The sequence below is a fragment of the Hyphomicrobium sp. GJ21 genome (genome assembly GCF_001006785.1).
Classification (GTDB): Bacteria; Pseudomonadota; Alphaproteobacteria; order Rhizobiales; family Hyphomicrobiaceae; genus Hyphomicrobium_B.
The window spans coordinates 304,688-331,480 of the sequence record NZ_CDHO01000002.1 but is presented as its reverse complement, the minus strand read 5'-3'; the positions used below and the strand labels follow the sequence as shown (position 1 = coordinate 331,480).

Sequence of the window (26,793 nt, the reverse complement as noted above, 5' to 3'; positions counted from 1 at the left end):
TCGACCGCGCCGTTGATACGAGCGGATATCGTCAAGCTCTTGACCTAATGGAGTTTAGCGGCGAATGCGCGGCACCGCGAGTCGGCATGGTTACCGGAGACGCCCAAAATCTCGTCCCGAGGGCGTGGCAGCGTCCCGGCCCAGCTATTCTAAAGAAGCGTCGGGTTCGGCGACTGATGCAGGTCAGGCCCTTCAGCGCGAGGGTCATTCAGCTTCGGGTTGATGGCCATGACGGTCATGCGTCCTGTGGGTGGCGGCCCAAGCAAGTCCAGAACTCCATTCTCGCTGCCGGAACTGCAATCGAGCCAACGCTCGTAATGCTCTGGCGCAATAATCACCGGCATGCGGTCATGGATGGAGGCGACGTCGGCGTTCGCCGCCGTGGTGAGGATCGCCATCGTCTCGATTTCGCTGCCATCGGCGCCGAGCCAGCCCTCCCAAAGCCCGGCCATCGCGAAAACGGGACGGTCGGCTACTTTGATGAGATGGGGCTGCCGCGAGCCGCGCCCGCCGGTCCACTCGTAGTAGCCGGTCGTCGGAATGAGACAGCGGCGATGGCGCATCGCTCCCCGGAACGAAGGCTTCTCAGCCGCCGTCTCGGCACGGGCATTGACGAGCATGCTCAATTTCGCCGGGTCCTTGCTCCATGACGGAATGAGGCCCCAGCGCACCAGCTGGAATTCCTGCCCGCCCTTGACGCTCGCCCTGAGAATGAGGACCGGCTGCGACGGCGCGATGTTGTAGCGGGGCGGAAAATCCTCGACCTCAAAGCATCCGAACGCCCGGCAGAGGTCGTCCGGCGAGCAGATCAGACTGTAGCGGGAGCACATTGCGAAGCCCTTCGCGTCTCATCGGAATATTTTATAAGAATGCCGCCGTCCGCCGGCCCAGAATCTGATTTAAGCGCAATCGCGATGCAACGGTCAGTCAGAAAAGCTCCGCTTGGCGGCATGTGCCGGAACGCCGTTCTGGCGGTTCTTCTCGCGTTCGGCACGCTAGGGTTGACCGCAAATGCCGCAACGGCCGCGCCCGACGTTAAGCCGTACGACGACCGCCTGCTCCGTCTCTCGGAAATTCTCGGCGCGATTCACTATCTGCGCGAGCTATGCGGCGCCAACGAGGGCCAGTACTGGCGCGACCGGATGCGCGACCTGATGGATGCGGAAGGTTCGAGCGCACTTCGCCGCGCCAAGCTCACACGTGCGTTCAATCAAGGTTATCGCAGCTACAGCCGCACCTATAATACGTGCAGCCCTTCGGCGCAGACCGCGATCACGCGATTTCTCTCGGAAGGCTCGTCGCTTTCGGAAGGCTTGCTCAAGGCCTTTCCCTGACGCACGCGTGCACCGCAGCGCGACAGATGTTGCTGAACGGCGGGTTTACTGTGAATTGTGGCCGCTTAGAACTTCCGTCGAGGCTCGTGCTAGTCCACAATCTCCGTTAGGGGAACCGCCCGCAACGGGCGGGCAACGGGCTGGAAATTGTATGCAGTGTTTCGAAGACATCGACACCAAAAACCCGACGCTCAAGGCGCTCGATCTGATTTTGGCCGCTTGGGATGAGGGCGTCGACACGGGGGTCGAACCGCAGCAGATGGCGTATGCCGCGTTGTTCACGGCGCTTACCGATCTCGTCGCGATTTACGGGGAAGACGCGGTCATTCATCTGACGCGCGGACTTGAAAAGCGCGTCGTCGAAGGCGAATTCACGCTCACGCGCCGCGACCAGTAATCGCTCGCGTCAGCCACGAAGCGCTGGTCAGAAACTTCCGCCCTTCCAGATCACTTCCGCGATAAGGATCGCGCCGAAACTGCCGAGCAGCAGTCCCGCGATCCGGTTGACGAACGCCAGCGTGCGCAAGTCGATCCGGTGACGATAGCGGCTGATGATGTGTGACAGCGTGATCCACCACAGCATGCTGCCACCGACGATCGCCGCCACCATCAGCAGAACGTCGATCGTGGAATGAACTTCAACGAAGGTGCTGACGCCGCCGAAGACGGCGAAGAGCCCGAGCACCGCTCCCGGATTCGTAATCGTGAGAAAGAACGTCTGCGGAATGTCCCAGACGAAATCCCTGAGGCTTTCGGATGAGCCCTCGGCTTCCGAGACGATCCGTAGCCGTGGCGACGTGAAGTAGAGGCGCGCGCCGAACGCAATCAACGCCACTCCGCCGAGCGCCTGAATGATCGCTCGATGTGTTTCGACTGCGCCCGAAATCGTTCCAACGCCAAGCCCAGCACAGAGTGCGATGAGACCATCACCCAACACCGATCCGATGCCGGCTGCGATGCCGCCCCAGAATCCGCGTTCGATCGCGCGCTGAATGCACAGCACGTTGACAGGCCCAACAGGCGCCGCGATGAGAATCCCGACAATGATGCCGATAGGGATAATGAGGGGATTGGGAATATAGTCCATCAAGGCGGGCGTGCTCGCGTCCGGGAGTGGAGTTTGCGCTGACCGTTACCCGGCTGCGCGATGTCTTGAGCCTCAGGTGGAAGTGATTGGTTCGGTGACTATGCTGGAACGCTCATCAAGTAAACTCTCCTCGCAGGCGAGACGATCCCGGCTGCGCCGATACGCCTCCGCTCCGATGATTAGTCGTGCACTTCTGATTCTACTCGTAGTGACGCCCATTGCTCTTGTCCACGTCTCGCGAGCTGCGGCTGGGGAAAGCGTGCAAGCTCCAAAACTTCCCGAGCACGTCGCCGATCTGCGAGACGCCATTCTGACGGCGGCGCGCTCGGGAAATATCGACGAGTTGAAGGCGGTGTTCGAAATGAGCGGCAGGACGCCGGATATCGGCGCACCCGGTGCTACCGATCCGATCGCGGCGCTCAAAACACAGTCCGCCGATGGCAAGGGACAGGAGATTCTCGCGAACCTGATCGAGCTTCTGAACATGCCACCCGCGGCAAAGCCTTTCGGCAGCGACATCGAGAACAACCTGCTCTACATCTGGCCTTATCTGGCCGAGCGTCCGCTCGACAAGCTGACGCCGGCTGAGGAAGTCGACCTCTATCGGCTCGTCAGTCCGGCGAAAGCCGCTGAGATGCATGATAAAAAGCGCTGGATGTGGTGGTGCGTCGTCATTGCCGCCGACGGCAATTGGCTGATGTTCAAGCGCATCGAATGACGGTGCGCCGAAATCAGGCTGCAATTTCTGATTGACTGCGAATTGCCGCAGAGGGGTGGCCACCGCGTCTTCTTTTGCTTTATTGCGTGCCGCTACAAGCGAGACGCAAAGCAAGGGTTTGTTTGATGACGCGTATGAGTATTCTTGCAGCCGCTATTTTGAGCTGCGCCGTCGCCGCACCGGCGCAAGCCTTCCATCCATTCCAGCAAAACTACGGATACGTTCCCCCCAAAAAGCAGAAGCGTAGCAGCCAGCGCGCCGAGCGGGCGCCGCAACCGCTGTTCGGAATGGGCTGGGACTGGGATCGCCCGCAAAACAGCGGACGCGATGACGAAGACGACGACAACGCGCGCTCATCGGCAAGCGAAGGCACGCTGACGGGCGGCGGCAGACCGAATATCTCGGCCGTCGCTCCTCCCAAGGTGTCGTTCCCGAACAGCTACGCCGCCGGTTCGATCGTCATCGATACGGCCGGACGCCGCCTCTACTACGTTCTCTCCTCGACGACGGCGTATCGCTATCCGATCGCTGTCGGCAAGCAGGGCTTCGCGTGGTCGGGCGTTGAAAAGATCTCGCGCAAGGTCGCATGGCCCGACTGGTATCCGCCGGCGGAGATGCGCGCGCGCAAGCCCGGACTTCCGGTTCACATGCAGGGCGGCGTGCGCAATCCGCTGGGCGCGATGGCGCTCTATCTCGGCAGCACGCTCTATCGCATCCACGGCACCAACGACGTCAGCTCCATCGGCACGGCGACATCGTCGGGCTGCATCCGCATGACGAACGGCAACGTCACGCACCTTGCTTCGATCGCGGGCGTCGGGACGACCGTGCACGTGTTGAAGCGGCTGCCCGCTGGTCTCGCACGCGTCGCGAAGGCCGGCAGCGAAGGCTGATGCCGTCCGCTTCGCGCGCTTGCCTCAGCGAACGAAGCCTTCGAGGAACTGAACGGGCTCGCCACGCGCGGGCCCGTTGATTTCGCCCTCCCACATGGCCTTGTGACCGCGCACGAACGTGCCTACCGGCCATCCCGTCACCGTTGCGCCGTCGTATGGCGTCCAGCCGCAGCGGCTTTCGATCCAGTCGTTCGATATCCGGACCCGGCGCTTCAAATCGACCACGGTCAGGTCGGCATCGTAGCCGACGGCGATCCGCCCCTTGTTCCTGATGCCGAACAGTCGTTGTGGCCCGTGGCTGGTCAAATCGACCAGACGCTGCAGCGACAGCCGCCCTGCATTCACATGATCGAGCATCGTCGGCACCAGCGTCTGCACGCCCGTCATGCCAGAATGCGTGTCGGGATAGGTGTGCTCTTTTTCTTCGCGCGTGTGCGGCGCGTGATCGGAGCCCAGAACGTCCACCACGCCAGACTGCAGCGCATGCCATATCGCCGCCCGGTGGCGCGCGTCGCGAACCGGCGGGTTCATCTGTGCGTAGGCGCCGAGGCGCTCGTAGCATTCGGGCGCCTGCAGCGTCAGATGATGCGGCGTGACTTCGACCGTGGCGTAGGATTTGTGATTGCGCAGGAACTCCATTTCCTCCGCCGTCGAGACGTGCAGCACATGCACGCGCTTGCCGTGCTTTTCGGCGAGACCGACGAGCCGCTTCGTCGCGATCAGCGCCGCCTCCGGATCGCGCCACTCGGGGTGCGAAGACGGATCCCCCTTGCGGCGGAGATGCATTCGCGCCTTGAGGCGGTCTTCATCCTCGGCATGAAACGACGCGCGCCGCGAAATTCTGGCGATGATGCGATCGAGCGCGTCTTCCTCGTCAACCAGAAGGTCGCCGGTGGACGAGCCCATGAAGACTTTCATGCCGGCCGCGGCTTCGAGCTTTTCGAGCTTCGGAATTTCCGCGATGTTGTCGCGCGTGCCGCCGACGAAAAATGCGAAATCGCAGAACATGCGATGACGCGCGCTGCGGACCTTGTCGGCCAACGTGTCTTCCGTCGTCGTCAAAGGCTTCGTGTTCGGCATCTCGAAAACGGCCGTCACGCCGCCAGCAACCGCCGCTCGGCTCCCCGTCTCGAGATCTTCTTTATGCGTCAAGCCCGGCTCGCGGAAATGCACCTGGGTATCGATGACCCCCGGCAGAATATGCAGGCCCGCCGCGTCGATGATTTCAGCCGCGCCGGCCGAGCCAAGGTCGCCGATTTCCGCAATCCTGCCGCCCGAAATCGCGATATCGCGGACGCCCTCCCCGTCATGGTTGACGACTGTCGCGCCACGGATCAAGACATCGAATGTATCGGCCATTTTTGCCGGCGCTCCTCACACTTGCCTTCGGCTTGAACCCCGCATACGTAACTCTCACTCTGTTTGCAATCGAGGCGAACGCTAATGTCCAGCGTAAAGATCGCGCGACTTACCGACCGCGGCGTCGTTCGCGTCGATGGCCCCGACAGCGAAAAATTGTTGCAGAGCCTCGTCACCAACGAAATCGAGGGGTTGAACGCGGGCGAAGCGCGCTTCGCGGGGCTGCTGTCGCCGCAAGGCAAAATCCTGTTCGATTTCTTCATCGTCCGCACGGAGACGGGGTATCTTCTCGACGTTGCCGCCGCCAAGGCCGCCGATCTCGTCAAGCGCCTGACGATGTATAAGCTCCGCGCCGATGTCGCGATCACCGACGCCTCGCCGGGCTTTGCCGTCTACGCCGTCTGGGACGACGGCGCCGCCGCTCTGTCGGCGACGCGCGCGTGCGTCCAATTCAACGACCCGCGCCATCCGGCGATGGGCCTCCGCTGGCTGATGCAATCGCCGCCGCCGGCCGACGCGCAGGTCGTCGAGCTGGCGCATATCGATTACGACGCCTTACGAGTCCGCCTCGGCGTTCCCGAAGCGGGCAAGGATTTCGAGTTCGGCGACGCCTATCCGCACGAAGCGGATTACGATCTCTTCAACGGCGTCTCCTTCACGAAAGGCTGCTACGTCGGACAGGAAATCGTCGCGCGAATGCAGAACAAGACCGTCGTGCGCAAGCGCGTCGTGAAAATCTCCGCCGCCGCGCCGCTGATCTCCGGAGCCGAGATCCATCTTGGCGACGTCGCCATCGGCCGGGTCGGCACGGTCGACGGACTGCATGGGCTCGCGATGGTTCGCCTCGATCGCGCCATCGAAGCTCAAGACAAAAATCAGAGTCTGCGCGCCGCCGGCACGACGATCGACATCGATGCCGACGTGCTCAGGCGTTATCGCAAATCGGCGTCGTCGCGGCCTTCGGCAGCATTGCCATCATGAGCCGGCAGGACGAACGCGAACGCTGTCCCTGGGCGGGAGCGACGGGAACGGAGTACGCGCGCTACCACGACGATGAGTGGGGCGTCCCGATGACCGACGATCGCGCGCTGTTCGAAAAACTCACTCTCGAAGGCTTTCAGGCGGGATTGTCGTGGATCACGATCCTTCGGAAGCGCGAAAACTTCCGCAAGGCGTTTCACGGTTTCGATGCGGCGCGCATCGCGCGCTTCGGCGAACGCGACATCGCGCGGCTGATGAACGATGAAGGCATCATTCGCAATCGCGCCAAGATCGAAGCGACGATTTCGAACGCGAAGGCTTATCTCGCGCTCAGCGAGAAAGTTTCGTTTTCGCATTTTCTTTGGGGACTGATCGACGGACGTCCGGTCATCAACAAGCTGCAGTCTTTCAAGGATGCGCCGACCGAAACGGACACGTCGAAACGCATGAGCAAAGCTTTGAAGAACGCAGGCTTCCGTTTTGTCGGCTCGACGACGCTCTACGCCTTCATGCAATCGACGGGCATGGTCAACGATCACATCGTGACCTGCTTTCGTCATGCGCCATGCGCCAAACTGCAGAAGTCACTCAAGATCGAAGGCCTATGAGCGGCGAACATACGTCTCCTAAGCGGGCATGGCAGCGGATGCTGTCGGGCCGCCGTCTCGATCTCCTTGATCCGAAGGCGGACGATATCGAAATAGAAGATATCGCGCACGGGCTTGCGCGCGTCGCGCGCTGGAACGGGCAGACCGTCGGCGAGCATGCTTTTTCCGTCGCTCAGCATAGTCTCGTCGTGACAGACATTGTGCGGACAATCGAGCCTCTATTCGGAGCGCGCGAGTTGTGCGCGGCGCTGCTCCACGACGCGCCTGAATATGTCATCGGGGATTTAATCAGCCCGTTCAAAGCGGCGATCGGACTCGACTACAAGGCCTTCGAGCAGAAGCTGCTCGCCGCCATCCACGAACGCTTCGGCTTAGGTCAAATGGACGCCCACGTCATTTCCGCGATCAAGCGCGCCGACACGATCGCGGCGTACTACGAAGCGGTGACGCTCGCCGGGTTCGATCCCGAGGAGGCAAAACGCTTTTTCGGCCGCCCGGAACTTCCCGATGTAATCGACAGGGAACTTAGGGGGCTCACGCCGCATTCTACTAGCGATGCCCAAGCCCGATTTGTCGCTGAATTCAAAGCACTTTGCCGCCTCTGACAATCGGGCCATTTTGCGGCGGAAGTGTAGGTTTTAGTTGCGCAGGACATCTGAAAATCGCCACGATCGCCCACTAGCTCGCCTCATGGGGAGCACGGGGAAGACTAGATGAACATGGAACTTTCAGGCCGGAGAAAGCCGACGCCCGAGACAGCTCATCGGACTCCAGATACCGACACGGAGCTTTCTCCGTCGGTCGGCATTGGCCTTAATGCGGCTATCGTTGCAGTCGCCGAGAATGAGCCTGTCGCGCTCGTCGTGCGCGGCGAGCCGGACCGGATCGGCGCCACCGACATCCTGCCATTTGGTCCTTTCGATCCAATTGAACATCGTACGCTTGAAAGCGGACTGCGGGCCTGGGTCCATAATCAGACAGGGCTCGATCTTGGCTATGCAGAGCAGCTGTACACGTTCGCAGATCGCGGCCGTCACGCCGAACCGGACGATGCGTCTCCGCATGTCGTATCGATCGGTTATCTCGCTCTTACCCAGGCTGTCGGCCATCATGGGCTGACGAACGGCGTCTGGCGGAGCTGGTATCAGTATTTTCCTTGGGAAGACTGGCGTCGCGGGCGTCCCGAGATCATCGCGCACGAGATCGAACCGCGGCTCAAATCCTGGGCCGAGAAGCCCAGCGCTCCGAAGGCCGGCTCATCGCCCATCCCGAGAGCCGACCGGGTTCGCATTTGCTTCGGACTCGACGGCATGGCGTGGGACGAAGAAAAGGTGCTCGAGCGCTTCGAAATGCTCTACGAGGCGGGCCTCGTGGACGAAGCATTGCGTGATGGCCGAAGCGCCGCGAGAGAATGGACCGATCGTCCGAAGCTCGGGCTTCCGATGCAGTCCGATCACCGGCGTATTCTCGCGACCGCGATCAGCCGGACGCGATCGAAGATCAAATACCGCCCGGTCGTATTCGAGTTGATGCCGGACGAATTCACGCTTTACGAACTGCAGAAGACCGTCGAAGCCATTCTGGGACCGCATCTGCATAAGCAGAACTTTCGCCGGTTGGTCGAAGGCGCGGGCCTTGTCGAGCCGACGGGCGATGTCAAAACCAGAACGGGCGGTCGTCCGGCAAAGCTCTTCCGCTTCCGCCGCGAGGTTCTGTTGGAGCGACCGGCTCCGGGCGTCAGAGTTTCGGCTCCGCCGGTTCGGAACTGATCCGCACGACGCTGTCATGACAAATCCAGGGTCGACGGAACCGTCGCCCTGGAAATTTGTTTTCAACTCCACTATGTTAATAACGTCCCTAGAATGCTCTAGAAGAGCATTTCTATGACGTGAAATGCGGCTTGCTGTGCCGACGCTGTTTTTATCCCGTATATGCTCACTAAGAGTATATACGCTCTTACGGGAGACGGGTCAATGGTTCAAACCCTTGAGCGACTGGCGAAACCGGCCACTGCATCGCATCCGGCCGCCAAAGCCGTGCCCCCCTATTCCTGGTCCAAGGCGCTCGAAGCCGAGATGGCGCCAATGTATGCGCGCGTTCAGCACGTCGTGACGCCGATGGAATGGCCGCACTACGCGCCGCTGATCAAGTCGATCAACGAGCTGAAGCAGCAGCGCAACGCCGTCATCCTCGCGCACAACTACATGACGCCCGAAATCTTTCATTGCGTGGCGGACTTTCGCGGCGACTCCCTGCAGCTCGCGAAGGAAGCCGCACGCGTCGATGCGAAGATCATCGTTCAGGCCGGCGTGCACTTCATGGCGGAAACGTCGAAGCTTCTGTCGCCGGACAAGACCGTGCTCATCCCGGACATGCGCGCCGGCTGTTCGCTCGCGTCTTCGATCACGCCGGAAGACGTTCGCATGCTCCGCGAAGCCTATCCCGGCGTTCCAATCGTGACCTATGTGAACACTTCCGCCGCCGTCAAAGCCGAATGTGACATCACCTGCACGTCGTCCAACGCCGTGAAAGTTGTGGAAAGCCTCGGCGCGCCCCGCGTTTTGTGCATACCTGACCAGTACCTGGCGAAGTGGGTGCAGTCGCAGACCAAGGTCGAAGTCATCACCTGGAAGGGCGCGTGCGAGGTGCACGAGCGTTTTACGGGCGAAGAACTTCAGACGATGCGCGAGGCCGAGCCTGGCCTCAAGATCATCGCGCACCCCGAATGCCCGCCGGACGTCATCGCCGCCGCGGACTTCACCGGCTCGACGTCGGGCATGATTCAGTGGGTGAAAGACAAACGCCCGCCGAAGGTCATGCTCGTCACCGAATGCTCGATGGCATCGAACGTCGCGATCGAAGTTCCGGACGTCGATTTCATCCGGCCATGCAATTTGTGCCCGCACATGAAGCGGATTAGCCTCGAGAACATCTACGACAGTCTCGTCAACTTGCGTCACGAGGTGACGGTCGATCCCGATGTTGCCCATCGAGCCCGTCGCGCTGTCGAGCGCATGGTCAACCTGACCAATTAGTTTTTGAGCGACGGCTCACGGGGAGGCGATGCAATGACTGCACAAAGACAACGGGAGGCACGATCCTTCGTCCCTTTCGAAGGTAAGCCCGGCCCGGGCGACGTCGTCATTATCGGGGCCGGGCTTGCGGGGTTGTTCACCGCACTCAAACTCGCGCCGCTGCCGGTGACGGTCATCGCGGCGGCGCCGCTCGGCGAGGGTGCGTCGAGCATGTGGGCTCAGGGCGGCATCGCGGCTGCCGTTGGCGAAGGCGACAGCACAGATAAACACGCAGCCGACACGATCGAAGCCGGCGGCGGCATCGTCGACACGCAAGTCGCACACGTCGTCGCCGATGAGGGTCCGGACCGCATCCGCGATCTGCTGAGCTATGGCGTTCCCTTCGATCGCGACCTTGAGGGGCATTACGTTCTCTCGAAGGAAGCGGCGCATTCGGAAAAGCGCGTCGTCCGCGTGTCTGGCGACCGCGCCGGAGCCGCGATCATGCAGGCTCTCATCGCTGCGGTGCGCAACACGCCATCGATCCGCGTGCTCGAAGGCTATGAAGCGGACGGCCTGATCGCGGACAACGACCGGATCGAAGGTATTCGCCTCATCAGATCGCGATCGCACGGGACCGGCAGCTACGTTTTCGTGCCCGCATCCGCGATCGTGCTGGCAACCGGCGGCGTCGGCGCGCTGTTCGCGCTGACCACCAATCCGTCCTACGCAAAAGGCGAAGCCATCGCGATGGCGGCGCGCGCGGGCGCGGTGATTGCCGATCCCGAATTCGTGCAGTTCCATCCGACCGCGATCGATGCCGGGATCGATCCCGCACCGCTCGCGACGGAAGCGCTGCGCGGCGAAGGCGCGACGCTCGTCAACTCCCTCGGCGAACGCTTCATGCTGGCGATCGATCCGCGCGGCGAGCTTGCGCCGCGTGATGTCGTGGCTCGCGGCGTGTTCAATGAACTCAACGCAGGTCGCGGCGTGTTCCTCGATTGCCGCGAGGCGATCGGCATGCATTTCAAGGACGAGTTTCCGACGGTCTGGAGTCACTGTCAGCGCGCGGGTATCGATCCCGCCAAGGATTTGATCCCGGTCGCGCCGGCGGAGCACTACCACATGGGCGGCATCGCCACCGATCTTCGCGGGCGCACGAGCCTCGCCGGACTCTGGGCCGTCGGCGAAGTCGCATCGACCGGATTGCACGGAGCTAATCGTCTGGCATCGAACTCATTGCTCGAAGCGGTCGTCTTTGGCGCGCGCGCAGCTGCCGACATTCGCGCATACCTGCCGCACGATCGCGTCGGGCATTTCGTTCACCCGCGCCGCGTGCCCGGCAACCGCGCGTCGGCACCCGAACAACGCAGCGAGGCCATCGACACGCTGCGCGCGATCATGACGAAGTACGTCGGCGTTCAGCGTTCCGCGAAGGGCCTGAAGGCGGCGCTTTCGGCTCTCAAGAAGCTCGACGAGTCAGCAGCCGACGATACGGTGCTTTCGAATATGATCCTGACCGCACGTCTGATTGCCGCGGCGGCGCTGGCGCGCAAGGAAAGCCGCGGCGGTCATTTCCGCGTCGATTACCCTGCAGCCGATCCGGCATTCGCGAAACGCACCTTCATCACGGTGGATGATCTGAAAGCGACCGAGGCGGCGCCGCGTGCGTCCCGCAGCGTGTCCGCAGCGGCGTGCCGACCATGAGCCGCTCGACACGCAGCCTGCCGTCGTTGCCGCAGAATCTCGTCGACGCCGCCATTCGCGTTGCGCTCGATGAAGATCTCGGCCTCGCCGGCGATATCACGACGAACGCAACGGTCGCGGCGAACGCAACGGCCAACGCCGTCATCGCCGCGCGCAAACCTGGCGTCGTTGCGGGTCTTGCGCTCGCGGAGGCTGCCTTTCGCGCCATCGCGCCGGACACAAATTTTACGATCGAGATCGGCGATGGCGAGCCGGTCAAGCCCGGAGCCGTGATCGCGCGCGTCTCGGGCAATGCACGCGCACTGCTCACGGCCGAACGCGTCGCGCTGAACTTTCTCGGCCGGCTCTCCGGCATCGCGACGCTGACGCGACAGTACGTCGACCGGGTTTCGGGTACGCACGCGAAAATCGTCGATACGCGCAAGACGACGCCAGGACTTCGCGCATTCGAGAAATATGCCGTGCGCTGTGGCGGCGGCTTCAATCATCGCGTCGGGCTTTTCGACGCTGTACTCATCAAGGACAATCACATCGTCGCCGCAGGCGGCATAGCGAGCGCGATCAAAGCCGCAAAGGCTGCTGCCGGACACATGACCAAAATCGAGGTCGAGGTCGACACGCTGGCGCAACTCGAAATCGTGATGCGGGAAAAAGTCGACTGCGTCCTGCTCGATAACATGACGCCCGCTGACCTTGTGAAAGCCGTGGCAACTGTCGGTGGGCGCTGCCTTACCGAGGCTTCGGGCGGTGTTAGTCTTGAAACCGTGACGGAAATCGCGCAAACCGGCGTTGACCTGATTTCAGTCGGCGCGCTGACGCATTCGGCATCGGTTCTCGATCTCGGACTGGATTTCATCGCGTCGCCGAAGCAGGCGACAATTCAAGCATGAATTCGCCATAGTCGCTGCCCAACTGGCTAATGTCGCCAGATGCGTTTGCGCCAACTGACAGCGACGGCGGATTGAAGTGAGGGTTCGATGGCGATGCAGTGGATCGTGGCTTGGGGCGTGACGGCCGTTACGGCGTCTGTGCTTGCGGCCATTCTGGCCGGCATCAAAAACCGCGACTATTCCTATTGGATGGCGTGGTGCTTCTTCGTGCCGCCGGTCGTGCTCTGGCTGTTGTTCCTGCCGAAGAACAAAGGCCCGCGTCCGCGCCAGCCAAGCCTCGACGATATCGATCGTCACCAGAATGGCCCGTTGTGATTCATCGGCCTAATTTGCGCGACTACTCTTGCTCTGGCGAAGGCTGAGGCTTGCTGGCGTCGCGCAGCCGGATGGCGGCCTGGGCCGCAGCGAGGCGGGCGATCGGCACGCGATACGGCGAGCAGGAAATATAGTCGAGGCCGATGCCTTCGAAAAATGCGATCGATTTCGGATCGCCGCCATGCTCGCCGCAGATGCCGGTTTTGAGATCGGGCTTCACGGCGCGGCCGCGTTCGGCTCCAATTTTCAGAAGCTCACCGACGCCGCCCTGATCGATCGTGACGAAGGGGTCCGTCGAGATTACTTCATGCTCGAGATAGTTCGAGAGGATCGGCGCGGCATCGTCGCGCGAGAGCCCAAGCGCGGTTTGCGTCAGGTCGTTCGTACCGAATGAGAAGAAGTCCGCGCCCGCCGGTCCGCGGGCAATGTCGGCGGCTCTCAACGCGGCGCGCGGCAGCTCGATCATCGTGCCGACGTCGTAGGGGATTTCGACGCCCATTTCGCGCTGCACAGCTTCGGCGGTCGAGATAATGACCTCGCGCAGAACGTCAAACTCGCGGCGATACGCGACGAACGGAACCATCACCTCCGGACGCACGGCATCGCCCGCTTTTTTCTGAGCGTTGATCGCGGCCTCGAAGATAGCTCGCACCTGCATGCGCGTGATCTCGGGATATTTTATCCCGAGACGGCAGCCACGGAAGCCGAGCATCGGATTGAATTCTTCAAGCTCCGCCACGCGCGCCTTAAGACGCATCAGGTCCATGCCCAGCGCGGCTGCGACCTGCGCCGCCTCGCGATCCTCGTGCGGAAGAAATTCATGCAAGGGCGGATCGAGCAGACGGATCGTGATCGGCAACCCGGCCATGATCTCGAACAGTTCTTCGAAATCGGCGCGCTGAACGGGAAGCAGCTTGTCGAGCGCCTGCTGCCGCCCCTCCTCGTCTTCGGCGCAGATCATCTCGCGCACGGCGAGAATGCGGCCTTCCTCGAAGAACATGTGCTCGGTGCGGCAGAGACCGATGCCCTCGGCGCCGAACTCGCGCGCCTGACGCGCATCGCGTGGCGTGTCCGCGTTGGTGCGGACTTTCATGCGGCGCGCGCCGTCGGCCCACTGCATCACGGTCGCGAACGTGCCGGAAAGTTGCGGCGGCAGCATCTTCGCCTTGCCCGCATAAACGCGCCCGGTGCTGCCGTCGATCGAGACGATGTCGCCGGATTTGAAAATGCGTGCCCCGGCGCGCATCGTTCCAGCATTCGTATCGATGCGCAGCGTGCCTGCGCCGGAAACGCACGGCCGTCCCATGCCGCGCGCGACGACGGCGGCGTGGCTCGTCATGCCACCGCGCGCCGTCAGGATGCCGACGGCTGCGTGCATGCCCTGCACATCTTCCGGGCTCGTCTCCGAGCGAACCAGAATGACATCGCGTCCCTTGGCCTTGAGCGCTTCGGCCATTTCGGAATGAAAGACGATTTCGCCGGACGCCGCGCCGGGCGACGCGGGCAATCCCTTCGCAATCAGATCGTGTTCCGCCGACGGATCGATCGCCGGATGCAGAAGCTGATCGAGCTGCGCCGGTTCGATGCGCAAAATAGCCTCGTCCTGGCTGATCAAGCCTTCCGCTGCGAGATCGACCGCAATCTTCAGCGCGGCCTCGGTGGTGCGCTTGCCGGATCGCGTCTGCAAAATCCAGAGCGTGCCGAGCTGAACCGTGAATTCCACGTCCTGCATGTCGTGATAGTGCCGCTCGAGCCGATCGAAAATCTCCTTGAGTTCGTTGAATGCGCGAGGCATCGCGGACTCGAGTGCCGTTCCCGGAGCCTCGCGGGCGCCTTTGCTCGTCAGCGGCTGCGGCGTGCGTATGCCTGCGACGACATCCTCGCCCTGCGCATTCGGCAGATACTCGCCGAAGATCTCACGCTCGCCAGTCGAGGGATTACGCGTGAAGGCGACGCCGGTCGCGGAGTTGTCGCCGAGGTTGCCGAACACCATCGCCTGGACCGTGACGGCGGTGCCCCAATCATCCGGGATATCGTGCAATCTGCGATACGTTTGCGCACGCGGGTTGTGCCACGAATTGAACACGGCAGCGATCGCGCCCCAAAGCTGTTCGCCGGTGTCCTGCGGAAAGGGTTTCCCGTGCTCGCGCTCGATGGCGGCCTTGTAGTCGGCGATGATTTCGCGCCAGGACTCTTCGTCGAGATCGGTGTCGGCTGCAAATCCGTTGAGGTTCTTGAAGTTCTCGAGAATGTCCTCGAACGCGCCGTGATCGACGCCGAGCACGACGTCGCCGTACATCTGGATGAAGCGCCGGTAGCTGTCGAAGGCAAAGCGTGAATCGCCTGTCAACGCGGCCAAACCTTCGACCGTCTTGTCGTTGAGGCCGAGGTTGAGGATCGTATCCATCATGCCCGGCATCGACGCGCGGGAGCCGGAACGCACGGAGACCAGCAGCGGCCGCTTGTAGTCGCCGAAGTGCGCGTTGACCGTCGTGCCGACTTCGTCGAGCGCCTTCGTGACATCGGCTTTCAATGCTTCGGGCAGCTTGTTTCCGGCCGCGAAAAAAGCGTCACAAACTTCGGTCGTAATCGTGAAGCCGGGAGGAACGGGCAAGCCCAGCGTCGCCATCTCGGCAAGATTGGCGCCCTTGCCGCCCAGCAGTTCCGACATGTCGGCGCCGCCCTCGGCGCGACCCGGCGCAAAGGCGTAAACCCATTTCTTTTTGCCGTCCGTGTCCGGCTGTGCCATCAGACCTCCGGTGCGGTCTTCATGCTGCCATGATCCGCGTCAGGAGACGTGCCATAGCAAATGGAGTTCCGTATTCCTAGCTGAAGCCTTCCTGGCTTCGCTCGCCTTTTGGAAAGTCTACTAAGATGACCGCGCTGGAAACCGTTCTCGATACACTTGGTCAATCAAAAGCTGCCGGGCTCGAGCGGCTGTTCGAGCTTTTGCGCATCGATAGCGTTTCGACCGATCCGGCGTTCAAGGCAAGTTGCCGCAAGGCCGCGGATTGGTGTGCCGCGACACTCAAAGACATCGGCTTCGCTGAGGCTAAGGTTGTGCCAACAAGCGGGCATCCAATGGTCGTCGCGCATGACCGCACGAACCGCGAGCCCGGCATCCCACATGTTCTTTTCTACGGGCACTACGACGTGCAGCCAGCCGATCCGCTCGATCTCTGGAAGTCGCCGCCGTTCGAGCCGCGCGTTACGAGCGAACCGCACAACGGCGAGGTGATCGTCGCCCGCGGCGCGGAGGACAACAAAGGTCAGCTGATGACCTTCTTCGAAGCCGCCCGCGCCTGGATGACGGTCGCCGGAAAGCTTCCGATTGCCGTGTCGGTGCTTATTGAAGGCGAGGAAGAATGCGGCTCGCCATCGCTCCCAGAATTTCTCGCCAAGTACGGCGATGAGCTGAAAGCCGATCTCGTGCTCGTCTGCGATACCGGACAATGGGATAAGGATACGCCTGCGATCACGACGATGCTGCGCGGTCTCGTCGGCGACGAGCTCGTTATCAGCGGCCCGGGCCGCGATCTTCATTCCGGCATCTACGGCGGGCCGGTGACGAATCCGATCCGCGCGCTGGCGAAAGTCATGGCCGCGCTTCATGATGACAACGGTCGCATCGCCGTGCCGGGATTCTATGACGGCGTGACGGAGCCAGCCCCGGAGCAGCTCGCGCAATGGAAAACACTCGGCTTGACGGGCGAAGCCTTCCTCGGCTCGGTCGGCCTCAAAACGCCGGCAGGTGAAAAAGGCCGATCGGTCATCGAGCAACTTTGGTCGCGTCCGACGCTGGAGTTCAACGGCGTGACGGGCGGCTATCAGGGCATCGGATCGAAGACGGTCATTCCGGCAAAGGCGTCGGTGAAGATCACGTGCCGGCTCGTCGCAGGACAGGACCCGGACAAGGTGATGACGGCGCTGCACGACTATGTCGAGAGCGTGCTTCCCGCCGATTGCACGGCGACATGGCTTGGCCATCATGGTTCCGGCGCGGTGAGCTTCGACACTGCGGACCCTTCGATGCAAGCGGCTGCGAAAGCGCTCGAAGAAGAATGGGGCAAGCCCGCCGTGCTGATGGGCAGCGGAGCATCGATCCCGATCGTCACATCCTTCCGTGATGCGCTCGGCATGGACAGCTTGCTGATCGGCTTCGGCCTCGACGACGACCGCATTCATTCGCCAAACGAAAAGTACAACATGCGGAGCTTCGAGAAGGGCGCGCGAAGCTGGGCGCGCATCCTTGCGGCGCTGGCTGCGAAGGCTGCGAAGCCTGCGTAGAAATTCATTCGCTCGTTTCTATTTCCGGCCCCGTGCCGCTTGAGACCATGACATGCTGAAACCGCACCTGCTTCTGACTGCCATCGTTCTACTGCTCATCGCGGGGTTCGCCGTGCATATGACGCGGCAGCAGAATGTGTCCGTCGCGACGGGCAATCAGACCAGTTCAGCCGATCGCACGGAGACTGCCGACAATCGTTCGGACGGCGGCGGCAACGGCTACAGCAGCGGCGACGGCTACAGGGATCGAGGCCGGAACAGCTACGGCAATGGCGGCGACCGCGACGTGCCCGGACAGTTCGACTACTACGCGCTCGTTCTTTCGTGGAGCCCGACGTACTGCGCGGAAAAAGGCCAGGACGACGATGCGCAATGCAACCGGCGCGATGGGCGGCGCTATTCGTTCATCCTGCATGGGCTCTGGCCGCAATACAATTACGGCTATCCTTCCGAGTGCCGTCTGCCTCGGCGTCCTTTCGTGCCGGATAACGTCATCTCCAGCATGCTCGACATCATGCCGAGCCGCGGTCTCGTCATTCACGAATACCGGGCGCATGGCACGTGCTCGGGAATGGACCCAGCGCGCTACTTCGCGACGGCGCATCGCCTGTTCGACGGGATCAACATTCCACAGCGCTTCCGCAACCCGTTTGAGACTCAGGTCGCGTCACCTGACGATATTCGCCGCGACTTCGCGCAGGCCAATCCGAATTTCAAGCCTGATATGATTGCCGTCGTCTGCGGCTCGAAGGGGCTGAGAGAGGTCCGCCTTTGCCTATCGAAAGACGGTCAGCCGCGATCATGCGGGCAGAACGAAAATCCGAGAAAGCTTTGCGCGAGCGATCGCGTCTTCATTCCGCCGACGCGATCGACAGGCGGTCCGGATACCACCACCAGACGCAGCGTGCCGGACAATACTTCCGCCGACAGCGCACCTCAGAATACCCAACGCCAGGCGCCGTTGCCGGGGCCGCGCATGGATTACGATTACGGGCGGCAGGCTCGGTAAGGCACTAATCGGGATCTGTTGTGATCGGAGTTAGCGCGATCTAAGTCGCGTTTCCGTCTCTCAGGCCGCCGAGCGCACACGTTCCGCACGCCACGCATGCGGTGCGCGCGCGATCCAGCCGGTGCTGTGTCGACCGCCAAGCGCTTCGATCGTCATCGGGTTCAAGCCCCAACCACCTGCGATGCCGAGCACGTGCGACTCGGTCGGGTGAAGCAGCAGCGCCCCGCCGATATCGCCTTGGCGATTGGCGATGCCGCGAAGTTCCAACGTCGACAGGCCTAACTCCCGTTCGCGTGCGGTCGGACGGCCTGAGTCCCACACAGGCGCCGCTTCGCCAAAGGCGGAAGCGCGCATCGGCTGGCCGTTCTCGAACCACGCCCAGGCGTAGAAGTCGATGATCGGGAAAGTTGCGAAATACTGCACGGAGCGAAATTCGCGGGCGACACGCGTCAGAAGCGGCGCGGCCTTGTCGACGAACCCTCCCCGCTGCGGCAACGGCAAGGACACACCCGCGACGAACGTCCAACCCTCGACCGGAGGTGAAATGAAGACGAACGTATCGGAGAGCTTCAGGTCGTAGATCGCCCCGATCCCGGAATTCCAGTTCGCGACGCTCAAATCGTCGAGGCCGAGAACGGCCGCCAAGCGCCCGGCGTCATCCGTCTTGACGGCGAGCCATGACATCTCGCTTCCAAACGCCCGCGGGCGGTCGGGAGCGACGTCCATACGCACACGGCGCGGCAAAAGCCGCGGTGCAAGCAGCGCGGTTGCAATAGCGATGGTCAGAGCGACCAGGATAAAGACTGCCGGAAGCACGAATATTGTCGCCCGCCGAAAGAGCCCGAACGACTTTTGTGTCGTGAGTTGCGGACCTACGCAAGCGCCTCGTCTCATGTATGCAACAAAAAACCGGGGCCCAACGAGGGCCCCGGTTCGACTCAGTCGGGAGATCTAGAAGAAAGAAGTTATGGCAGATTGACGCCAGCCGAGAACACGAAGCGCGAGTCGGCCGTTGAGTTATTGAAGTCGTTGCCAACGTTCTTGCTGATGTTGGTATCCCAATAGCGGAAGTCCATGAAGTACTTGTCGACAGCAAGCTTCAAACCGACGTTCCAGTACGTGTAGTCGCCTTCGCCAAGGAAGAAGCCGGCTCTATCAGCATTGGAGTAACCGAGGGTACCACCAATTGTCGGGTCAAAAATCGCGAATTTCGGCAAGGCATAGCTGATATTGCCTTCAACCGTTTCGGTCTCGCCGTAGTTGGTACCCTGGTCCGGCGTCCAATAACCAGTGACACCCAACGTCAGGTTTGTAACCGGCGTAATCGACGCAGAAACCTTGAACTCCACGTAATCGGTCGCACTCCATCCGAGGCTATTCGCCGGATAGGTGTAGTACACAACTCCCAAGTCCCAGCTCACAGGCCCTGTAACTGGGCGGATACCGGCGCTGATGTCCATCTCGAACGGCTCATAGCCTTGGCCGGAGATGTTTGAACCCCAGAAGTTCACATAGGCGATACCATACGTAAATTCGATAAACGGCTGGAACGCCGGCAGCTGATTATTCAACGACATACCGCGGAAGATATAGTCGCTCGTTCCCGTCAGCGTGATCGAATAGCCGAACTTCCGATCTTCGCTATCGTCTGCGAGTACAGCCGTCGACATCGCCAACGACGCGAGTGCTGCGACCCCAGCCGCACCCAAGAAACTTTTAAATTTTGCCATAGACAACCCCCGTCCAATCAGCGGTTCGCAGTCGCCGCACTTGCGGACCCCTCGATTCACACCGCGTTGTTGGTGAGAGAAACTTCTTCGGCCGGTTGACACAAGTGTTTAGGCCCAGGAAACACCGACTTCGGGGGGGCGCTGTCACATTGTGGCAACGATGCCGCAATAGCTGGCCCCGATAAAGCAAATTTGCCTCCAAAATATGCACACTCCAGGCTGCCGCTTGCCTGCAACAGCGGCGGAATGAGGAGCAACTGAGCAGTGATTCGGCTACGCTTTTGCGGCCCAGGGCCCCTCCCCGGCGGCCGAAGCTCGGAGCGGTCGTGATTCCCATGTTCGATTCTGCTAATCGGCAGCCATGAGCCAAACATCAGAAGCCAGCCAGACCGTCCTGATCACAGGCGCCGCCCGCCGCATCGGACGCGCCATCGCCCTCGATCTGGCCGAGGCGGGCTTCGCCGTCGCCATCCACTACCGGAATTCGGGGACGGAAGCCGAAGCCCTCGCGCAGCATATCCGCGACCGCGGCGGCCGCGCGCGCACCTTCCAGGCCGACCTCGCCGACCGTCAGGCTCTGGACGCCCTGGTCGCAACGATCGGACGAGAGCTCGGGCCGCTCACGACCCTTATCAATAATGCGTCCGAGTTTCTGCCCGACAGCATCGGACACCTCGACGAGAAGACCTGGGACCTCCACCTCTGCATCAATCTCAAGGCCCCCGTCTTCCTCTCCGAGGCCATGGCCAGGCAGCTGCCGGAGGGCGCCGACGGCAACATCATCAACATCATCGACCAGCGAGTCTGGAACCTGACGCCGGAGTTCTTCTCCTATACGATCTCGAAGGCCGGGCTCTGGACGGCGACGCGAACGCTCGCGCAGGCGCTGGCTCCCCGCATCCGTGTCAACGCCATCGGTCCCGGCCCCGTTCTTAAAAGCATCCATCAGACCGACGACGACTTCGATAAGGAGAAGCAGTCGACTCTTTTAAAGCGTGGGCCGTCAGCGCAGGAAATCGCAACCGCCGTGCGTTTCATCCTCGCGACGCCCTCGCTCACGGGTCAGATGATCGCTCTCGATGGCGGCCAACACCTCACCTGATCCGCTCCAAAGTGAAACGACGGCTGCGATTCATGAATCGCGGCGCATGCCGTTTCCGCCTCAATCTGACCCTGTCGCGCCCTAATTACCGCCCTATTGCTTGGCGATCCTCGCGGTGACTCACGGGGGGTCTCAACTCTTTTTTAACGTTAAGCGCTTACGAACCTTAATTGGTTTTGTATGGCGCTCTTCGAGGGGTGCCGCGTCGTTATGGGTGTATCCATGATAAGCCGCGTTCGGACGCCATTGGCGTTCGTCTTCGCTGCAGCCATGCCTTTGGTTGTAGCGCCTCTGCCGGCCTCGGCGGCAGACCTTCCACAAGTCAAAATGACGAAGACAAACACCGTTCCGGCGTGCGCCACGCCTGGACGCTTGATGGCGTTCCTCAATAGCCGCAACGGCAATGTGGACGGCCATTTCTCGACGATCGCCGCAGATTACATGCGCATCGGCGATGAATTGAAAATCCGCTGGGACATCGCCTTCTTCCAGATGTTGCTCGAAACGGGCAACCTGACGTTCAAAGGCGACGTCAAATCCAATCAGAACAATTTCGCCGGTCTCGGCGCCACCGGAAAGCACGTCCCTGGCGAAAGCTTTGCGGATGTCGCGACGGGCGTGAAGGCCCATCTTCAGCATCTCCTTCTTTATGCCGGCGAGCATCTCGATGATCCGGTCGCCGAGCGGACCCGCAAGGTGCAGGAATGGGGTGTGCTGACGGATTGGCAGAAGACGCTCAAAGGCCCGATCAATTACGAGCAGGTCTCGAAACAGTGGGCGCCGACGTCGCGCCGCTATGCGCGCGATATCTCGAATATTGCCGAGAGCTTCTACGGCAGCCCGTGCCGGGCACCTGATCCCAATCCTGAGTTGCTGGCTCTGGCTCGTCCGGGCGCCGCACCAGCTCAGACATCGACCGCTTCCGATCCGAAGGTTGCGATGGCGGACGCTGGCGCGTCATCGTCCAAGCCGTCGGGAGCTGAACTTGCTCGCCGCGCCGTCGAAGAAGCGCGCAAGTCCGGCTCGTTCGTTCGCTCCGGCCTCGGCGCGGAAGAACTCGTGCCGCAGACTGACGACGCACAGACTGTCTCTGTCGGCGAACCTGCTCAGCCGGAAAAGGCGCAGGCCGTGAAGATCATCAACGCTGCCGCTCCACCGGCCGACGCCGTGGCTGCTGCATCGGCTGAAACGGAAGCGCGTCGACCGGCAGACTCCGCGCCTGTCGAGCCGACCAAGAAGACAACCAAGAAAATACAGACGGCTGCTCTCGGCTCCGGCACCAAGTCGGCCGTGCTTCCGGGCATCACGTCGAAATCGACGCCGACGCTGTCGCCCTCCGCTCGGCCGACGTGCAAGGTCTGGACTGCGAGCTACGGCGGCGGTCACTCCGTGATCATCAGAGCGCGCGCCGACCGGCAGGACAACTACACCGTCCTCGATGTCAACGAAGGTTCCGAGAAGCGCGAAGCGGCGGCGTATATCGCGGCTTACGCCAAAGGCGGCGAGACGGTCGGTGAATTCACCAATCCCTCGCAGGCGCTCGACAAAGCCTTCGAACTCTGCCCGGATGGCTGAGTGCGGCGCGTAGTGAAGGGCCGCATTCGCATGGCAATGCCAAACTCATCGCTTCGCAAACGCGCCGTCGCGACGTTTGCTTCGGCGGCCGCGCTCGCGCTCTATGCGACTGTGGCCGACGCAGCGCCGCCCATTCGTACCGGCGCGACGAACCAGGTTCCGGCGTGCGTAACGCCGGACCGGCTGATGGCCTTCCTGGCGCAGCGCAATACCAAGGTCGACGCGCGTTTCGCGAACATCGCCCGGTTCTACAAGCTCTACGGCGAAGGCTGGCATGTGCGTTGGGACTTCGCCTTCTTCCAGATGGCGATCGAAACCAACTTCCTGAAGTTCCGGCGCGGTGATGGCCGTCGCGGCGACGTCAACGAGACGCAGAACAATTTCGCAGGCATCGGTGCGACGGGCAACGGCGTTCCAGGCGAACGCTTCGCAGACGTTGCAACCGGCGTGCACGCACAAATTCAGCACCTCGTCGCGTATTCGGGTGAACGCCTCGTGCAGCCGATCGCGAAGCGCACGCGCGAAAACCAAAACGACATCATCGCGAAATCGAACCGCCTCGGCCGCGCCGTGACATTCGGTGATCTCGCACGACGGTGGGCCGCCGATCGCCATTACGCCAAGTCGATCGACTTCATCGCAGGTCAATATCAAGAGCAGTATTGCACCGGCGAGACGCATGCCGCGCAGGAGACGATGCCGCCCGCACCACGACCGGCGCGCGGCTGGCAAGATTTCGCGCCGCAGCCGTCAGGACTTGGCGGACCGCTTCCCGAATACGTCGTTGATCCCAAGAATAGCCGCTAAACAGCTCGGGCCATTTCCCTCGACAACCGTCATCCTCGGCCAAGCGCAAGCGAAGGCCGCGGATCCAGCGCAAGACTCGTCGCAGACGCGATATTGAGCCTTCGGCTCTTTTCGTGCTGGATCCCCGAACGGTCTCGCAAGCTCACCCGCTCGAGGATGACGAAAGCGATCAATCAGTCGGCTTGAAGTAGTTGAGCGCCGCCGTCGACGCCGCGCCGCCGATCACGCACGGGATGCCGAATTGAACCTGCCCCAGCGCACCGGCTGCGACGCAGCCCAGCGCCAGCACAGTCTGCCCGGCCTGTCCCCACCAGTTGTAGTTCCGGAGTTTCTCCGAGCCTTTCGCCTTAAGCTCGTCGATCGACGCGAGCGCATCCTTGCGGATCTTCGAAAGCTCCAGCGTTTCCGACGCGTCGATAACTTCGGCGAGCGGCTTCTTGATCGAGGGATCGCTGTCGCTCGATATTCGCTTCAACATCATCAGAAGATCGTTGTCGCGCGAAGCGTTCTGCGCCAGCGTCCACTTGGCCATCGCGCCAATCGTCAGCGTATCGACCTTATCCTTCTCGAGCGAGTAGGCCAGCGCCGACGCTATGCGGCGGATCGGTGCTTCCCATCCGGTCGCGAAATAGTAGCCCCAGTTCAGATCGATGACCGTCGCGTCGTCCTTGATCGAGAGCGCCGTCAACACGGGCTTGTCGCCGTAGAGAAACTTTTCGATCAGATCCTTGCGCGCCGGCATGCGTTCGATGAAAGTACGAAGCAGAGGCCGCCAGCCGGGAAGGCCGGAATAGGCAATGCCCTTGATGATCACCACCTGATCTTCGGGCGGCAGCGGAAACATCTTCGAGACGAGATCTTCGGCGCTCGCCGAATTCGATCCGATGACGCCCGCGACGAACCCGATGTAAATGCCCGATTGATCGGAATCCTTCGTCAGCCCGTACGCCGACATCGCCTTGACGGCATCGGGCACCCGTTGCGGCTCGGGTTTATGGCGGTAGCCGTTGATCCACCGAAGCAGGTCCTCGTTGCCCCGGAATGCGGCCTCCGGAGCCTTCTCCCGGACGGGTTTTGCGAGTAGAACTCCGGGTAGCGACAGGATCAGCGCGAAGCCCAGAATGGCGAAAACAGAGCGCATGGTACCCCCCACAAAATCCTGCTCTCTTTTGATGTGCTGAGGGCTTCAGACCATCCCTCGGACGTGGTGATTTTGTGGCGCGAACGCCCGGTTTGCTTGACCTCTGCCGTTGATCGACCTTAGGTGCGCCGAAATTCAGGTATGCGATGACTGAAGACCAGATACCGGCGGCCCACGATGCCGGGCCCGAAGCGCCGGCCAAGACCGGCGCCGACGTCATAGCCGGCTACCTGAAGACTCTGCCGCAGTCCCCCGGCGTCTATCGCATGCTCGATACGGCGGGCGAGGTCATCTACGTCGGCAAGGCACGGCAGCTCAAATCGCGCGTCTCGAACTATGCGCGCCTCAACGGCCATACGAACCGCATCGCGCGCATGATCCTCGCGACGGCGTCGATGGAATTCGTGACGGTTTCGACCGAAGCCGAGGCCTTGCTCCTCGAAGCCAACCTCATCAAACGCTTCCGGCCGCGCTTCAACGTGCTGATGCGCGATGACAAGTCGTTCCCGTACATTCTCATCGCGCGCGATCATCCGGCGCCTGCGGTGATGAAGCATCGCGGCGCGCGCAACCGAAAGGGCGAATACTTCGGTCCGTTTGCTTCAGCGGGCGCGGTGGATCGCACCGTCAACATGCTGCAGCGCGCGTTTCTTCTGCGCTCCTGTTCCGACAGCGTCTACGAGAGCCGCACACGTCCGTGCCTGCTCTATCAGATCAAGCGCTGCTCAGCGCCGTGCACCGGCGAAATTCAGCTCGAGGATTATCGGGAACTCGTCGTCGAAGCCGAACGCTTCCTCAAAGGCGAGAGCCAGAGCGTGCGCGCGATGTATCAACGGCTGATGCAGGAAGCAGCCGACGCGCTCGAATTCGAGACGGCTGCGAAATATCGCAATCGCCTCTGGGCGCTGGCGCACGTCACGGCCGATCAGGCGATCAATCCGGATGGTGTCGAGGAAGCCGACGTGTTCGCTGCCTATCAGGATGGCGGGCAAACGTGCATCCAGGTCTTCTTTTTCCGCACCGGGCAGAACTGGGGCAATCGCGCCTACTATCCGAAGGCCGATCGTTCGCTCGATGCGCCGGACGTGCTCGATAGTTTCATCGCGCAGTTCTACGACGACAAGCCGGTGCCGCGCCTGATCCTCATTTCGCACGACATTCCGAACCGCGCGCTGCTCGCCGAAGCGCTAGCGAGCAAGGCCCAGCGCAAGGTCGAAATTCGCGTTCCCGCACGCGGCACGAAATCGAGCCTCGTCGAACATGCGCTGACCAATGCGCGCGAAGCGTTGGGACGGAAGCTCGCCGAAAGCTCGACGCAGGCGCGGCTGCTCGAAGGCGTGGCGGAACGCTTCGCTTTAGCCGCCCCGCCTCGGCGCATCGAAGTCTTCGACAACAGTCATATCGCGGGCACGAACGCCGTCGGCGCGATGATCGTCGCGGGACCGGAAGGTTTCGTCAAAGGCCAGTATCGCAAGTTCAACATCAAGTCGCCCGATGTGACGCCGGGCGACGATTACGCGATGATGCGTGAAGTGCTGACCCGGCGGTTCAAGCGCATCGCCGATGCCGAAGTGCTTGAAGAAATCGAAACAGAAGTCGCGGAACTCGTCGCCGACACGGTGAGCGAAGCGATCCCAGCCGCCCTCGTCGACAAAGCTGTCGTCGACGAGGCCACCACCGACGACGACGTCGCGTTCCCCGATCGACCGGACCTCGTGCTGATCGACGGCGGCCTCGGCCAGCTTTCGGTTGCACGCGAGGTTCTCGCAGGCTTCGGATTGCACGACATTCAATTGATCGGTGTCGCAAAGGGACCCGATCGCGACGCAGGGCGAGAGCATTTCCACATTCCCGGCCGCGAGCAGCCGATCATGCTCGAAACGCGCGATCCGGTTCTCTATTTCGTGCAGCGGCTGCGCGACGAAGCTCACCGCTTCGCTATCGGAACGCATCGCGCCAAGCGGGCAAAGGCGCTCGGTGTCAATCCCCTCGATGAGATCGACGGCATCGGTCCGACGCGCAAACGCGCGCTGCTCAAGCATTTCGGCTCGGCCAAAGCGGTTTCGCGCGCGGGTATCGAGGATTTGAAAGCGGTTGAGGGAATTTCTGCCGATATGGCTCGGAGAATCTACGACTTTTTCCACGATCGATCCGTCTAGAGCCAGCGCGTGCGAGCAAAAGTCACTGGTCAGCCACACGGGTGTTGCCCTAATTTCGCGGCACTTGAGCGCCAAGC

The 26,793-nt window shown here is 61.8% G+C and carries 25 protein-coding genes; 18 read left to right on the top strand and 7 right to left on the bottom strand.

Features of this window, described 5'->3' with window-relative positions:
* Nucleotides 1–149: 149 nt before the first annotated feature.
* Complete coding sequence (locus HYPGJ_RS04535) at nt 150–830, bottom strand: SOS response-associated peptidase (RefSeq protein ID WP_046846090.1); 681 nt, start codon at nt 828–830, stop codon at nt 150–152.
* 84 nt (nt 831–914) lie between these two features.
* Between HYPGJ_RS04535 and HYPGJ_RS04530 the strand changes: the two genes are divergently transcribed.
* A complete protein-coding gene (locus tag HYPGJ_RS04530; protein WP_046846089.1) occupies nt 915–1,334 on the top strand; it encodes a TIGR02301 family protein in 420 nt (139 codons plus the stop codon).
* Between the two features lie 151 nt (nt 1,335–1,485).
* On the top strand, nt 1,486–1,731 hold the full coding sequence (locus HYPGJ_RS04525; protein WP_013215949.1) for a hypothetical protein: 246 nt from the start codon (nt 1,486–1,488) through the stop codon (nt 1,729–1,731).
* Between the two features lie 27 nt (nt 1,732–1,758).
* On the opposite strand, the gene HYPGJ_RS04520 is transcribed toward HYPGJ_RS04525, so the two are convergent.
* Complete coding sequence (locus tag HYPGJ_RS04520; protein WP_013215950.1) at nt 1,759–2,421, bottom strand: LysE family transporter; 663 nt, start codon at nt 2,419–2,421, stop codon at nt 1,759–1,761.
* 208 nt (nt 2,422–2,629) lie between these two features.
* Here HYPGJ_RS04520 and HYPGJ_RS04515 point away from each other — a divergent pair, with 208 nt between their 5' ends.
* A complete protein-coding gene (locus tag HYPGJ_RS04515; RefSeq protein ID WP_244466012.1) occupies nt 2,630–3,139 on the top strand; it encodes a hypothetical protein in 510 nt (169 codons plus the stop codon).
* A gap of 134 nt (nt 3,140–3,273) precedes the next feature.
* Nucleotides 3,274–4,032: a L,D-transpeptidase gene (locus HYPGJ_RS04510; RefSeq protein ID WP_244466011.1), complete on the top strand. Its 759-nt coding sequence runs from the start codon at nt 3,274–3,276 to the stop codon at nt 4,030–4,032.
* A 24-nt stretch (nt 4,033–4,056) separates the two neighbouring features.
* Here HYPGJ_RS04510 and HYPGJ_RS04505 read toward each other — a convergent pair whose 3' ends face one another.
* The gene (locus tag HYPGJ_RS04505; protein ID WP_046846087.1) at nt 4,057–5,391 is read right to left on the bottom strand and encodes a dihydroorotase; all 1,335 of its coding nucleotides are present in this window, start codon (nt 5,389–5,391) and stop codon (nt 4,057–4,059) included.
* An 84-nt stretch (nt 5,392–5,475) separates the two neighbouring features.
* Between HYPGJ_RS04505 and HYPGJ_RS04500 the strand changes: the two genes are divergently transcribed.
* The 8 genes from HYPGJ_RS04500 to HYPGJ_RS04465 all read left to right on the top strand — a co-directional run bounded on the left by HYPGJ_RS04500 (nt 5,476) and on the right by HYPGJ_RS04465 (nt 12,906).
* Nucleotides 5,476–6,372 (top strand): folate-binding protein YgfZ, encoded by an 897-nt coding sequence (locus HYPGJ_RS04500; RefSeq protein ID WP_046846086.1) that lies wholly within the window; start codon nt 5,476–5,478, stop codon nt 6,370–6,372.
* Nucleotides 6,369–6,980 (top strand): DNA-3-methyladenine glycosylase I, encoded by a 612-nt coding sequence (locus tag HYPGJ_RS04495; protein WP_046846085.1) that lies wholly within the window; start codon nt 6,369–6,371, stop codon nt 6,978–6,980. The genes HYPGJ_RS04500 and HYPGJ_RS04495 overlap by 4 nt, the downstream gene beginning before the upstream one ends.
* Nucleotides 6,977–7,585: an HD family hydrolase gene (locus tag HYPGJ_RS04490; protein ID WP_046846084.1), complete on the top strand. Its 609-nt coding sequence runs from the start codon at nt 6,977–6,979 to the stop codon at nt 7,583–7,585. The genes HYPGJ_RS04495 and HYPGJ_RS04490 overlap by 4 nt, the downstream gene beginning before the upstream one ends.
* Nucleotides 7,586–7,693: 108 nt before the next feature.
* Nucleotides 7,694–8,749: an NAD regulator gene (locus HYPGJ_RS04485; protein ID WP_200185669.1), complete on the top strand. Its 1,056-nt coding sequence runs from the start codon at nt 7,694–7,696 to the stop codon at nt 8,747–8,749.
* Between the two features lie 204 nt (nt 8,750–8,953).
* Nucleotides 8,954–10,015, top strand: a complete 1,062-nt coding sequence (gene nadA / locus HYPGJ_RS04480) for a quinolinate synthase NadA (RefSeq protein ID WP_046846083.1) — start codon at nt 8,954–8,956, stop codon at nt 10,013–10,015.
* Between the two features lie 33 nt (nt 10,016–10,048).
* The gene (locus tag HYPGJ_RS04475) at nt 10,049–11,701 is read left to right on the top strand and encodes an L-aspartate oxidase (protein ID WP_046846082.1); all 1,653 of its coding nucleotides are present in this window, start codon (nt 10,049–10,051) and stop codon (nt 11,699–11,701) included.
* Nucleotides 11,698–12,591, top strand: a complete 894-nt coding sequence (nadC, locus tag HYPGJ_RS04470) for a carboxylating nicotinate-nucleotide diphosphorylase (RefSeq protein ID WP_046846081.1) — start codon at nt 11,698–11,700, stop codon at nt 12,589–12,591. The genes HYPGJ_RS04475 and nadC overlap by 4 nt, the downstream gene beginning before the upstream one ends.
* 87 nt (nt 12,592–12,678) lie before the next feature.
* Complete coding sequence (locus HYPGJ_RS04465) at nt 12,679–12,906, top strand: hypothetical protein (protein WP_046846080.1); 228 nt, start codon at nt 12,679–12,681, stop codon at nt 12,904–12,906.
* A 22-nt stretch (nt 12,907–12,928) separates the two neighbouring features.
* Here the strand turns inward: HYPGJ_RS04465 and ppdK are convergent, their stop codons facing one another.
* Nucleotides 12,929–15,655 carry a pyruvate, phosphate dikinase gene (gene ppdK / locus HYPGJ_RS04460; RefSeq protein WP_046846079.1) on the bottom strand — a complete coding sequence of 909 codons (2,727 nt, stop codon included), beginning with the start codon at nt 15,653–15,655 and terminating at the stop codon, nt 12,929–12,931.
* A 125-nt stretch (nt 15,656–15,780) separates the two neighbouring features.
* Here ppdK and HYPGJ_RS04455 point away from each other — a divergent pair, with 125 nt between their 5' ends.
* The gene (locus tag HYPGJ_RS04455) at nt 15,781–17,193 is read left to right on the top strand and encodes a dipeptidase (RefSeq protein WP_046846078.1); all 1,413 of its coding nucleotides are present in this window, start codon (nt 15,781–15,783) and stop codon (nt 17,191–17,193) included.
* A gap of 52 nt (nt 17,194–17,245) precedes the next feature.
* On the top strand, nt 17,246–18,202 hold the full coding sequence (locus HYPGJ_RS04450; RefSeq protein ID WP_046846077.1) for a ribonuclease T: 957 nt from the start codon (nt 17,246–17,248) through the stop codon (nt 18,200–18,202).
* A 60-nt stretch (nt 18,203–18,262) separates the two neighbouring features.
* Here HYPGJ_RS04450 and HYPGJ_RS04445 read toward each other — a convergent pair whose 3' ends face one another.
* Nucleotides 18,263–19,018, bottom strand: coding sequence for a hypothetical protein (locus tag HYPGJ_RS04445; protein ID WP_046846076.1), 756 nt, complete (start codon nt 19,016–19,018; stop codon nt 18,263–18,265).
* A 149-nt stretch (nt 19,019–19,167) separates the two neighbouring features.
* A complete protein-coding gene (locus HYPGJ_RS04440; RefSeq protein WP_046846075.1) occupies nt 19,168–19,932 on the bottom strand; it encodes a TorF family putative porin in 765 nt (254 codons plus the stop codon).
* 361 nt (nt 19,933–20,293) lie between these two features.
* On the opposite strand from HYPGJ_RS04440, the gene HYPGJ_RS04435 reads away from it, so the two are divergent.
* From HYPGJ_RS04435 to HYPGJ_RS04425, 3 genes are all read left to right on the top strand, one after another.
* A complete protein-coding gene (locus HYPGJ_RS04435) occupies nt 20,294–21,034 on the top strand; it encodes an SDR family oxidoreductase (RefSeq protein WP_046846074.1) in 741 nt (246 codons plus the stop codon).
* Between the two features lie 327 nt (nt 21,035–21,361).
* Nucleotides 21,362–22,609, top strand: coding sequence for a glucosaminidase domain-containing protein (locus HYPGJ_RS04430; RefSeq protein WP_244466010.1), 1,248 nt, complete (start codon nt 21,362–21,364; stop codon nt 22,607–22,609).
* Between the two features lie 30 nt (nt 22,610–22,639).
* Nucleotides 22,640–23,416: a glucosaminidase domain-containing protein gene (locus tag HYPGJ_RS04425; protein WP_046846706.1), complete on the top strand. Its 777-nt coding sequence runs from the start codon at nt 22,640–22,642 to the stop codon at nt 23,414–23,416.
* Between the two features lie 169 nt (nt 23,417–23,585).
* Here the strand turns inward: HYPGJ_RS04425 and HYPGJ_RS04420 are convergent, their stop codons facing one another.
* Entirely contained in the window at nt 23,586–24,557 is a 972-nt protein-coding gene (locus tag HYPGJ_RS04420; RefSeq protein WP_046846073.1) for a hypothetical protein, read from the bottom strand.
* Between the two features lie 146 nt (nt 24,558–24,703).
* On the opposite strand from HYPGJ_RS04420, the gene uvrC reads away from it, so the two are divergent.
* Nucleotides 24,704–26,716, top strand: a complete 2,013-nt coding sequence (gene uvrC, locus HYPGJ_RS04415; RefSeq protein WP_046846072.1) for an excinuclease ABC subunit UvrC — start codon at nt 24,704–24,706, stop codon at nt 26,714–26,716.
* Nucleotides 26,717–26,793: the final 77 nt, after the last annotated feature.